This is a genomic window from Peptococcus niger (assembly GCF_900101835.1).
Classification (GTDB): Bacteria; Bacillota; Peptococcia; order Peptococcales; family Peptococcaceae; genus Peptococcus; species Peptococcus niger.
Genome location: NZ_FNAF01000014.1, coordinates 19610 through 31436, shown reverse-complemented (window position 1 = coordinate 31436; position 11827 = coordinate 19610). Strand labels below are relative to the sequence as shown.

Here is an 11827-nt window from a genome sequence, read left to right as displayed (position 1 = left end):
CCACAATACCAGGTATAACTACACCACCTTAGGTCATGCAGTAGGTGATGGCGACAAGTATATTTCATGGGCCTCTTATTCGCTTGGAGTTGGGGAAACCGGAAAGCAAGACCGGGTTCAGGTTAAATTCCGAGAAGGCCATAACCTAGGAAATGAAACCTTTCAAGTCTCCTATAACCTGAAAATCAATGATACAGCCAAAGCATACCTGGCAGAGCATTCCAATGTCTATCCCCATAAGGGCGAGTTCAATACCGACTTTGGCAAGAACAAGACGTCATCAGGGCAGCCTGGTCTTTATTCCAATGAAGAGGCCCAGCTGAAGTATATGCAGGCTGGAGATAGACAATTTGCAGTCTACCCTCACCCGGTGGTTCAAACTGCGAACCCGGGCTTAAAGATTAAAAAAGTTGACTGGGAAAAGACCAGCCAGGGGCTGAAAGGAGCATCATTTGCCCTTTATCGGACAAACCCGACTTATTCTTGGGCGACAGCCATTGCTGCTTATTCAGGAAATGGTAGTGAGAAAACGACACGCTTTAGCACGGATGGGCAGGGCAATCTTTTCATTAGGGGGCTGGAAGCAGGTGACTATTACCTAAAGGAAGTGGCAGCGCCTGCCGGCTATCGCCAGCTTGACCGGGCGTTGTCCTTCAGCCTGGATGAGGAGGGAAATGTTACTATTAAAGGAACGCCTGACCCGGCTTTTAGTCAAGCAAGCGGGGGCATTCAGGTAAAAAATATTAAAGAGGGTCGGGAGCTTCCACAGGCCGGTGGACCGGGCCAAGGCTCTTGGGCGGGGCTGGCAATTTTGCTGGTCTTGGCTGGGGCCATTCGCTGGCGCTTTTCTGATGGGAAGACCGGATAAAGGTGTCGGTGAGGGCTTTGGGTCCTAGAGGCTGATAAGCAAAGAAAGCGTTCCGGACTGGTAAAATCAGTCCGGAACGCTTTCTTTGTTTGGGAAAAGAGCCACCGGCAGGGAGGGAAGCTCAAGGGTAGGGGGCAAGTTGTCGACCATATCTTCTGGGAAGGCAGGGCCGGTTATCAAGATGTGACAGGGGGAGCTGGGAGGTCCCCTGCCCTGTGCGATATGCGGCATGATAGCAGGGCAGGGCCTTTCGGACAAGAAAAAACCGGAGACAGGAAAGCCTGTCTCCGGTAGAGATATAGGTCTAAGTGATGGGGGCTGGCATTAAATGTCGTCAGCGTCAAATTCAGGACGAACCGGTTTTTCCGGGTTGGGGGCCTTTAAGGCCATTTGGACAACGGTACCGATGATGCCACCGATGATGGCTGGAACAATCCAGCCGAAACCGATGGTATCCAGGGGAACTGTGTTGACCAAGCCCTTGACGCCGTCATTGTAGCTGCCCCAAACGTCCAAAATGGATACGGCCAGAGCGCCGATGATGGCGCCTCTGTAGGCCCATTTGTAGGGGATGAAGCGGTCAAAGACGGCCATGAAGATGAGGACCATGACCACCGGATAGATGAGCAGGAGGCAGTTAACGGCCAGCATGATGATGTGTTCGACACCGCCCAAGGACATGAAGAAGCTGACGAGACAAATGATGATAACGTTTGTGGAATATTTCAGCTTGTCGTTGGTCACGCGGGCAAAGAAGTTGGCCACCATGGAGGTTAAGCCGATGGAGGTGGTCAAGCAGGCGGCGGCTACAGCGACAGACAGGGCTATTTTACCCGGGGTGCCTAAGATGGCAAAGACCGTCCCGATTAAAAGGGGTACCCGGTCCAGGCCTTGGAATTCAGATAAGCCGCTGGCGGTGGCGCCAATGTAGGTCAGACCGCCGTAAATTAAGGTCAGGCAAACCCCGGAGACCAGGCAGGCCGGGACAATAACGGACAGCTGTTGCTTGCGGGACTTGAAGCCGCGGGCGCGGACGTCAAAGACGAAAATACCGGCCATGACCAGAGACCCGATACCGTCCATTGTTTGATAGCCTTCCATAAAGCCATGAGCAAACTGGTGCTCGGCGCCTGTGGCAACAGGGGCACCGATGGGATGGACGATGGCGCCAATGAAAATAATGGCGAGCATGATGAGCAAAATGGGCGTGAGAATTTTCCCGATGATGTCCACTACGGCCAATTGCTTGATGGTTAAGGCCAGGGTGACGGCAAAGAAAACAAAGGATAAGGCCCAAATGGGGATAAATTCAGCGTAGGGCTGTACACCCATTTCGTAAGTGGTGGCCGCCACGCGGGGAACGCAGAATAATGGCCCGATAAAAAGACAAATAAGAGAGCCTAAAACAACAGAGAACCATTTTGCGACCGGGCGGGCTACGTCATCAACACCGCCGCCGACATTGGTGGTGGCAATGATCCCGAGGACCCCGAGCCCAACGTCTGTAATGGCAAAGCCGATCAGGGCAAAAATCCACAGCGTTCCGGCGGATACGCCTAAAGTAGGCGGAAAGATCAAGTTGCCGGCGCCGAAATAAGTAGCGAAAATAGCGAAACCGACGGTAATAATGTAGCCAATGGTTGCTTTTGGCTGGGTGGATGGACTGCTCATGATAAACCTCCTATCTATGTTAGCAGTATCAGCATTCTTGCGTTAGAGACCCAAAGCGACTTGTGCATCTTTGAAAATCTTGGCCATGCCTTTGATTTGGCGAATGTCAATGGCGCAAATGGCAATGCGGACGCCATCGCCTAGGGGCACGACAAAAATATCTTTTTCGGCAACTTTTTTGGTCAGCGCTTCAGCATCTGCGTGGGTTTTGGTTGGCACGTAGATAAAGAAGCCGCTGTGGTAGGGGCAAATGGTGAGGCCCACTTCTTTGGCTTCCGAGGTGAACACATCGGCACGCTGGGCCAATTGGGCGGCAAAGTCATCTTGTTCCGCACGGAAATTTTTCAGCTTAAGAGGATCGGTGGCCAAGGCGGCAACCATTTCCATCCCCACCCGGGAACAATTGGACCAGGTGGACCGGCAGGAAGCGCCGGCGGCCAGCATGAATTCGTCCTTGAGGGCTTCAGTTGGCGCCATGCAGAGCTCAACGCCTAACCGGTAGCCATACAGGGTATAGCCCTTGCTCAAGGATGCGCAGACGATGCCCAGCATGTTATGCGGCAAGTTCTCAAAGAGCTTAAACATGCGGCGCGCCTCCTGCGGCGCGTAATCAATATAGGCAACGTCCAAGATGACGATGACACCGTGGTCCGGATTGGCTTCAGCAAGGGCGGTCAATTCGCTCAGCAGTTTTTGCCATTCCGCTTCACTGACGGTCATCCCGGTAGGGTTGTGGGCCGGCGTGTTGAGGAGGAGGACAAGGTTTTGCTGCTGGGCGATTTTTGCCTTGCAGGCCGCCAGGCAGGCGTCCACATCAAACCCGCCGTCCGGCGTAAAGGTATTGAAGGTTTCTAGCTTACGGTCGAACTCGCTCAGAAGGGAAGCGTAATTGCCCCAGAAATAATCTGTGGTTAAACAAACATCACCTTCATTAAGGTAGTTGTAGGTGGCGTTGTGAACCGCACCGGTGCCGCCGGGGGTCGCCACGCCGTCAATAAAACAATCCGGGCGGTAATCCCGAAAAACAGAATCCGCCATAGCGTCAATAAAGGCAGGCAAACCGTTAATCGGCGCATAGTTGGCCGCGACTTCAAAGGGAACTGCCTCCATGGCCTCCTGAACGGTTTTCATCGTTGCCAAGTGGCCGTCCGGCGTTAAAAAAGCGCCGATGGTTGCATTGACGATGTTTTCAGTGCCAACTTCCCGGGCCCGGGCAGCCGCTGCGCCGGCGTAGGCGAAGATGGTATCCGCCCCGCCTTTGCCTTGGGCATGCTTTGCTAAAATACTCATACAATCTCCCTTTCTTTGGATGGAATGCGCATGCGATTATTAATTCTCCCAAATATAATAATTGCTTCCTCAATTGTACTCAGTGAAAAATCACTTGTCCACTACAATCCGATGCCGGTCGAATCTGTATTTGAGGAATGGCATTTCCTGTCCCTTTGTCGTATAACAGTTGCTTGTGTTCAGTGTAAGCATTTATTGAACAGATGTCAATTGAAACGGTTGAAGTTCTTCTATTTTTCAAATAATTTTATTTGTTTGAAAAAATAAACGGAACAGGAGGTAAGGGGCGTCAAATTTTTCTTGTAACCATACGGCGCTTGACGATTTACCCGGGGATGGGATATCATCAAAGTGCTGGAGATGTAATCATTAAGGAGATGAGTGACATGGCGCATAAAGCCCTTTACCGGGTATTTCGACCCCAAACTTTTGCCGATGTCATCGGGCAGGAGGTGGTGGTGACCACTTTGCAAAATGCCTTGAAGTACCACCGCCTAGCGCATGCCTATCTCTTTTGCGGTCCGCGCGGGACCGGCAAGACCTCTACCGCTAAAATTTTAGCCAAGGCGGTCAATTGCCTCAGCCCCCAGGATGGGTCCCCCTGCGGACATTGCGACAACTGTTTGGCCATCGCGGAAGACCGCTTTATTGATGTGGTGGATATTGACGCGGCGAGCAACCGCGGTATTGATGAAATCCGCGAATTAAAAGAGCAGGTGCGGTTTGTACCGGCGGTCGGTCGGCGGAAGGTGTACATTATAGATGAGGTGCACATGCTGACCGGGGAAGCCTTCAACGCTTTGCTGAAAACCCTTGAAGAACCGCCGGCGCATGTGCTGTTTATCCTGGCCACCACCGATCCGCAAAAAATTCCTCAGACGGTGCTTTCCCGCACCCAGCGCTTTGATTTTAGGCGGATCCCCACCCAGCTGGTGGCGGACCATTTGGAAAAACTGGCGGCGGCGGAAGACATTGCCTGTGACCGGCAGGCCCTGCTGAAAATGGCCCGCCAGTCTGCCGGCGGCTTGCGCGATGCCATCGGCTTGCTGGACCAGGCCCACGCTTACGCGCCGGATAAAATCACCGTCAGCGCCTTAAACGATTTGACCGGGGGCTTATCGGAAGGGGCCTTGCGGGCCTTGACCCAGGCCTTGACGGCTGTGGATTATGCCGAGCTTTTGGAAAGCACCCGCAAGGCCTTGAATGACGGCTGTGAAGCCGGGCGTCTCTTAAAGGACTTTGCCGAGTGGCTGCGGCGTCTTTTTATGTTGAAGGTGGCGCCGCAGGCCTTGGATGAGGGCAGCATTTTGAATCCGGAAGCGGCTCAGCCCTTGGCGGAGGCCCTGTCTGTGCCCTGCTTTGAACGGCTGATTCGCCGCCTGTCGGAAGCGGAAGCCCATTTGCGCTATGCCGGCGATGCCGAACTGTTGCTGGAAACCACCTTTATTGACCTGGCCCTTTTGGTCGAGGATCAAGCGACCGCACCGGCAGCTGCGTCGCCGCAAGCGCCGGCCCGTCGGACGGTCACCAAGCCGGCCCCGGCCCAAACACCCGAACCGGCGGAACAGACAAGACTGGCGGCGGCCAAAGCACAAGCCCCGTCGGTGGCGCCAAAAGAGGGTAAGCAGCCGCTGTCAGAAGACAGGCCGGCGGCCACCCAGGGGGCCACCGTCAGCGATGCAGGGGAAGTTGCTGCCCTCTGGGGCCGGACCATGGACGCCCTGAAGGGGTACAGCGTTCGGCTGCATGCCTTTATGAAGCCGGCCATCGCCGAAAGCCTCCAGGACGGCGTGCTTACCTTGCGGTTTCCTGAAGACAACGCCTTTCATTATAACCAGATGAACACGCCCCAGCAGCGGTCCATGTTGGGTGAACTCTTCCGCCAGACAAGCGGGCAGAATGCCCAAGTCCACCTGGTTTTAAACGCTGCCTATGACCCGACCGATGACCTGATTGAGCGGTCAAAAGAGCTCTTTAATTTAAGTGATGACAACATTAAACTGATAGATGAGTAGCCCACAGCAATCTGACCAAAAGGAGAAAGAACCATGTCCATGCAAAAAATGATGAAAGAAATGCAAAAGATGCAGAAGCAAATGAAAAAACTCCAGGAAGAACTGGCTGAAACGCCGGTCACCGGCACTTCCGGCGGCGGCGCCTGCAGCGTTACCGTTAACGGCAACAATGAAGTGCTCTCTGTTAGCCTGGAACCGGAAGTGGTGGACCCGGAAGACATTGAGATGCTCCAAGACTTAATCGTCGCCGCCGTCAACGACGCCATCAAAAATGCCTCTGCCCTTTCTGAAGAAAAAATGGGCGCCTTAACCAAGGGGATGAAGGTTCCCGGTGGCCTCTTTTAATGGCCAAACTGAACGATGCGCTGCAAGATTTGATTGATGCCCTGGCCCGGCTCCCGGGGATCGGCCGTAAAAGCGCCATGCGCCTGGCCTTTCACATCCTTGATGCGCCGCCTGAGGAAGCTGAGGCCCTGGCCCGTGCCATCCGCGTGGCGCGGCATACCATCGGTCATTGTCCCCGCTGTGGCAATTTGACCGATGGGGACCTCTGCCGCATTTGCGCCGACAGCAGCCGGGACATCGGCCAGATCTGTGTGGTGGAAGAAGTCCGGGATATTGCCGCCATTGAACGGACCGGCGCCTTCAAGGGCCGTTATCACGTCTTAGGCGGCCGGCTCTCGCCCATGGATGGCATCGGTCCGGAAGACCTGCGCATAGACGCCTTAAAAGACCGGATCCGGGCTGAACAGGTGGAAGAAGTGATTTTAGCCACCAACCCCTCCGTTGAAGGTGAAACCACTGCCCTCTTTCTCATTGACGAGCTGCGCCCCTTAAAGGTTCGCCTAACCCGCATTGCCCGCGGCCTGCCCATCGGCGGGGACATTAAATTTGCCGATGACATGACCCTGGCGCGCGCCTTGGACGGCCGTGTGGACGTCTGACGCCAGTTCAGCTGAAGGGCTGTGAAATTAAGGTCAAAAACCTTGACAAAAATCGGCGTGTACGATATTATAAATCGTGCAATGCGGATGTGGCGGAATAGGCAGACGCGTGCGTTTCAGGGGCGTATGCCAGCGATGGCGTGTGGGTTCGACTCCCACCATCCGCAGAGTGCTTTCCTAATTTTAGGAAGGCACTTTTTTTGTGCCTTGAATTTACAATCTAAGTGCAACAAAAAAGCGGCCCATGCTTGTGTCATTCATGGGCCGCTTCCGGCTTAGTCTTTAGGGGGCGGGCTATCCGGCGTCAGCAAGTGGCGGAGAACCCGGAGCAGGTAGCGCTCAGCCAGGGTCAGGTTGCGTTTGCGCGGGTAGAGGAGGCAATCGTAACCTTCAAAGCTGCCGTGTTCGTCGTTGACCGCGACGCAGCGGATTAAGTTTTGCTCGCAGTAGATGTCTTCTTCAGCAAAAATATCCGGCAGCAGGGCGATGGCGTGGCCCTTGTAGATGCCACGTTTCAGGTCCTCCTTATCTTTAACGATGATGGCGTCTTGATTAATGTGGAGGTCATTGCTCAGGCGTGACCAGTAGCCGGATGAATAAGAGAGAAACTGGGCGTCTTGTAGGGCGGTTAGGTTAACGGAGGCCTGGTCGGCCAGGGCGTTGTGCCGGTCGACGAAGGCCATCAGTTTGCGAGGGGCCAGCTCTTCATGGATTAAGTCCAGGCTGGCCAGGTGGGCCTGGGTTTGTTCAGAGGAGATGCCCCAGGTGATCAGGCCCACGTTGGCGGCGCCGTCGGCAATGCCGGTGATGACGTCATCAATAGACTGTTCGATGATTTCTACCTGGAGGTGGGGGTATTGCTGGCGCAGTTGCGAGAGGATACGGTAGTCCAGCACGCTGTAGGCAGGGGTACGCATGATGCGGACGGTGCCCTGCAGGTCATGATCGCGGCAGCTGAAATAGCGAATGTCGTCAACCAGTTCCATGACTTGGTCGGCCAACTCCAAGATGCAGTTGCCGTCGCCGGTGGCATAAACGCCATTATGGTCGCGCACAAAAAGGGTGGTGCCCAGTTCCTCTTCCAGTTGCCGTAAAGAGGTAGACAAGGCTGGCTGGGAAATCAGCAGCTCTTTGGCAGCTTTAGAAATGGAAGCACAGCGATTAATGGTGATGATTTGTTCCAACTGTTCAATGCGCACGGAATCCCTCCTTATGGATGCGTGTAGTACCGGTGGCGGCTCGTGAGTGTGGTCAGGCTTGTGTCCGCAGCCGGATGGCCGACGGTCCATTTGCTATCAGTATACCGCACCGGCAGAAGGCAGGCAATGGCCAGGACCGGATGGAAACCGGCTCATAAAAAAACATTCCGATGAAACCGGAGCGGTTTCTCGGAATGTTTTATAAGGCTTAATCGTCAGATTCTAAGCAGAAGCCGTCTACGGCTGTAAAACCGATGGTTCCTTCAACGGAAACGGTGCGTTCCGGGTCCTTGCCGGCCGCGCCCGGCATACGGAAGGTGGTGTTGTCAATGCGCTCAATGGCAACCTCTTTCGGTTTTTCTACCTGGGGCACATAATCGTAGGGGTAGCGATAAGCGCGGTAGATCATGTTGATGGGCAGGTACTTGCCCCAGTAGGGGGAGATGTATTCCCAGACCAATTCATGGTCACGGGTCACTTCCATTAAGCGGCCGCCGGAGCCTTCGGTAATCAGGGTGTTGCCGTTGGGCAGGCGCTGGGCGGAAGAGATAAACATGCTGTAGAAATGGTCTGCATGGTAAGGCATGGCGTTGCCCATATCAGACGGCTTGCATTCCCAAACCATTTTCATGGTTACCGGATCAAATTCAATAACGCGGCTATAGTCTCGTAAAGAGTTGTTCAAGCCGGTCTTGGACCCCGGGTTGGGTGCGCCGTAGCCGCCCATGCCGCCGTTGTCATAAATAAGGATGTTGCCGGCGCCCGGTAAGCCCTGGGGAATCATATGGGCATGGTGCTGGCCGACAATCTGGCCGATAAAGCGTGCTTCCGGAGCGGTGTAATCCGGGCCCAGCTTCCAGACAATTTTACCGGTTTCCTTGCTGATGATGCAGATGATGTTGGTCTGACGACCGTCAATGATGATGTTATCCGGATGGAAGCGTTCATCGCCGTTGTCATAGTGACGGTTCGGGCCTAAGACGCTCATGGAGTTGGTGTGCATCCAGTCCCCACCGGACTTGTTCATGTTCGGGTTGCGAGCAATGCAGTTTTTGGCTTCTTCAGAAAAGCCCATTTCGCGGAAGTGCTCGTTGCAGTTCCAGCGCCAGAGAATCTCGCCCGCATCGTTGATTTCAATAATCGTGTCATCGCACAAGGGCAGGGCGGAAATTCTCGGGTTGGTTACCGTGTGGTGGCAAAGGAGCAGCTTATTCCCGCCACGGGTTTTGGCTTCCATGCCGGGCACGTAGTAGCCCACCGTATTGCCTTCAAACTGGTAGTCGTGGTGCTGGCGGGCCATCCACTGGGCTTCATAGCCCGGGTCTTCGATGTATTCCAGTTTGTTAAATTCCCAAACCACATTGCCGTCCCAGTCCACCTGGATCAGGTCAATCTGGTCCTGCCAGCCGAACTCATTGTTGCGTTCGCCGCGGCTGCCGACCACTTCGCCGCCGGGGAGCAACTTGTTCGGAAAACCTTGCAAGTCCTTCCAAAAATTGACCACTCGGCCGTTCATATCAATAAGCACAGCGCCCTGTTCCCGGGCCGGGAAAATCGTATAACCGTTAAAACATTTTTCCGGATTGTAAATCGTCGTTCCGGTAGGGTGTACTGTAGGTGTTCCCATAGATGAGTCTCCTTTCAATGCGTGACGAGAATGCTGGTATTTTCCTACTTATATAATAAAGCATTATGACGCCTTGTGCTAATACGGTTGTCGGATAGGGGGCATAAACATTCGTTATGCATGCTTAAAATACAAGGCAGGCCCGAAAATAGGCCTGCCTTGTATTTTTTAGTAAATGATGAACATGCTGATAAAGAAATAGATGATGAGGAAGGCAGAAAAGATAATGACGGTTGGTGTCCCGTACTTGTAGATATCTTTTGCGGTAATCCAGTCCTTATTCGGGAATAGGACGCTGGCCGCTGCACAGCCGGCAGGTGTTAAAATGGCATTGGTGCTGGCAAGCATCACTGCGAAGGATAAAAGCATTGGGGAGTGGCCCATGCTTTCAGCCATCGGAATTAAAATAGGTAGGAACATGGCAACAACAACCATGTTGATCATGAAGTTGGTTAAGACCACAACAACGGCAATCAAAATAACAACAAATGCAACGGGCGGCAAATCGGATAACATTGGCACAAGATTTTGGTTTAAAAAGGGTGCAATCCCGGTTTTTTCATTCATGAGTGTTCCGCCGATGGCCAAAATGACGGAGACCATCATAATCATGGGCCAAGGGACCCCTTTGGTTGTTAGGGTCGGAAAGTCAAATACGGGTTTGCCCTTATGGGATAAGAGGAGCAACCCGGCCATAAAGAGCAATAGGATGCCGGCAATGCCAAACCGTTGGTAGAATTCAAAGGCGGCGGTTCCTTTTGGGATCAGCCCAGGACCTAAGAGCATGACGACAAATACCAAGAGGGCGATTAAAGCGGTCCGTTTTTCGGCAGTCATTTCTAAGGCACTGTGATCAATATTTTCTTTTTTAATATTGACCAAGGGGCGTACGTCCAAGCGGAATAAGAATTTGGCCATGAGGAGATAAATACCGATACAAGCCATCCCGTAAGGAATCGTAAATAGAATGTATTCCAACATATTGGCGCTTTCGCCAGCAATATTTGCATAAACGCTTAAGTTGACAATGGCATTGCCGCCCCAGGGCATGGCGGTTAGGCTCAATGCGCCGAACATAGCTATGCCGAATATCATGATGGTTGGGAATTTATCAAAAGGTTTTTGACCAATGGATTCGGTAATGCTGTAGACAATTTGCCACATTAAGAAAATCCCAATAAAAGTATTGACCAAAGAGCAAATCCAATAAGCGGCAAATAGAATCATGAAAATCAAACGCCACGGATGCCCTTGCAAAAATGATCGGGTCATCAACCAAGAGGCCATAAAACGGCTGACGCCGGTGGCTTCTAGGTAAGAAATCATGGCAAATGAAAGAATCAAGAAGACCATGACATCTGTTCCCCAGCCCATGGCAATGAATTCTTTTAAGGGCATAACACCGGTTAGCGGGAATAGTAGCAGTCCCAAAAAACTTGGCCAAGCGCTTGCGGTAATGCTCCAGCCAATAATCATAGCTAAGAAAACAGCCAAGCAACGAACGCCGATGGGGGTCATTGGTGCCGGTGCCGGAATAATCCAGCCCAGCGCGGCAATCCCAAGGACAATAAGGGCCTTTAGCCATTCCCGGTTAGCGGGTAAAGACGCTTTTGTAGACATGGTGCACCTCCTTAATCTTCAGAAGCAACACAGAAGCCTTCAACGTCATGATAGCCTTGTGTGCCGTCGATTTGCACTGCGCGTTTCGGATCTTTGCCAGTGGCGCCTGGCATGCGGAAGGTGGTGTTGTCAATGCGCTCGATGGCCACTTCTTCCGGTTTTTCCACCTGGGGCACATAATCGTAGGGGTAGCGATAAGCGCGGTAAATCATATTGATGGGCATGTGTTTGCCCCAGTAGGGAGAAATGTATTCCCAAACCAATTCATGGTCGCGGGTTACTTCCATTAAGCGGCCGCCGGAGCCTTCGGTAATCAGGGTGTTGCCGTTGGGCAGGCGCTGGGCGGAAGAAATAAACATGCTGTAGAAGTGGTGGGCGTGGAAGGGTTGAGCATACCCCATATCGTGTGGTGTACAGGTCCATTCTAAGGTCATACGCACCGGATCCAGTTCAATGACGCGGCTGTAATCGCGCAGGGCATTGTTAATGCCGGTCTTAGAGCCGGGGTTGGGTGCCCCATAGCCAGCTTGACCACCGTTGTCATAAATGAGGATGTTGCCGGCGCCCGGTAAGCCCTGGGGAATCATATGGGC

The 11827-nt window shown here is 53.1% G+C and carries 9 protein-coding genes, 1 tRNA gene and 1 pseudogene; 5 read left to right on the top strand and 6 right to left on the bottom strand.

Going from position 1 to position 11827, the window contains the following annotated elements:
* On the top strand, positions 1–868 hold an 868-nt coding region (locus BLQ16_RS09690), incomplete at its 5' end, for a DUF7604 domain-containing protein (RefSeq protein WP_159428061.1).
* 324 nt (positions 869–1192) lie between these two features.
* Here BLQ16_RS09690 and brnQ read toward each other — a convergent pair.
* Together brnQ and BLQ16_RS08570 are read right to left on the bottom strand one after the other, a co-directional pair.
* Entirely contained in the window at positions 1193–2539 is a 1347-nt protein-coding gene (brnQ, locus tag BLQ16_RS08575) for a branched-chain amino acid transport system II carrier protein (RefSeq protein ID WP_091792323.1), read from the bottom strand.
* A 42-nt stretch (positions 2540–2581) separates the two neighbouring features.
* Positions 2582–3829 (bottom strand): pyridoxal phosphate-dependent aminotransferase, encoded by a 1248-nt coding sequence (locus BLQ16_RS08570; RefSeq protein WP_091792322.1) that lies wholly within the window; start codon positions 3827–3829, stop codon positions 2582–2584.
* A gap of 386 nt (positions 3830–4215) precedes the next feature.
* Here BLQ16_RS08570 and dnaX point away from each other — a divergent pair, with 386 nt between their 5' ends.
* The 4 genes from dnaX (at position 4216) to BLQ16_RS08550 (ending at position 6955) form a co-directional block, all read left to right on the top strand.
* On the top strand, positions 4216–5844 hold the full coding sequence (dnaX, locus tag BLQ16_RS08565; RefSeq protein WP_159428060.1) for a DNA polymerase III subunit gamma/tau: 1629 nt from the start codon (positions 4216–4218) through the stop codon (positions 5842–5844).
* Positions 5845–5877: 33 nt separating this feature from the next.
* Entirely contained in the window at positions 5878–6189 is a 312-nt protein-coding gene (locus BLQ16_RS08560; RefSeq protein ID WP_091792320.1) for a YbaB/EbfC family nucleoid-associated protein, read from the top strand.
* Entirely contained in the window at positions 6189–6788 is a 600-nt protein-coding gene (gene recR / locus BLQ16_RS08555) for a recombination mediator RecR (RefSeq protein WP_091792319.1), read from the top strand. Before BLQ16_RS08560 ends, recR begins: the two co-directional genes overlap by 1 nt.
* Before the next feature lie 83 nt (positions 6789–6871).
* Positions 6872–6955 (top strand) — tRNA-Leu (locus BLQ16_RS08550).
* A 108-nt stretch (positions 6956–7063) separates the two neighbouring features.
* Here BLQ16_RS08550 and BLQ16_RS08545 read toward each other — a convergent pair.
* From BLQ16_RS08545 to BLQ16_RS09825, 4 genes and pseudogenes are all read right to left on the bottom strand, one after another.
* The gene (locus tag BLQ16_RS08545; RefSeq protein ID WP_159428059.1) at positions 7064–7987 is read right to left on the bottom strand and encodes a LysR family transcriptional regulator; all 924 of its coding nucleotides are present in this window, start codon (positions 7985–7987) and stop codon (positions 7064–7066) included.
* A 208-nt stretch (positions 7988–8195) separates the two neighbouring features.
* On the bottom strand, positions 8196–9614 hold the full coding sequence (locus BLQ16_RS08540) for an aryl-sulfate sulfotransferase (protein ID WP_091792317.1): 1419 nt from the start codon (positions 9612–9614) through the stop codon (positions 8196–8198).
* A 168-nt stretch (positions 9615–9782) separates the two neighbouring features.
* Positions 9783–11234 (bottom strand): SLC13 family permease, encoded by a 1452-nt coding sequence (locus BLQ16_RS08535; RefSeq protein ID WP_091792316.1) that lies wholly within the window; start codon positions 11232–11234, stop codon positions 9783–9785.
* Between the two features lie 11 nt (positions 11235–11245).
* Positions 11246–11827, bottom strand: a pseudogene (locus BLQ16_RS09825) (arylsulfotransferase family protein); the annotation flags it as partial.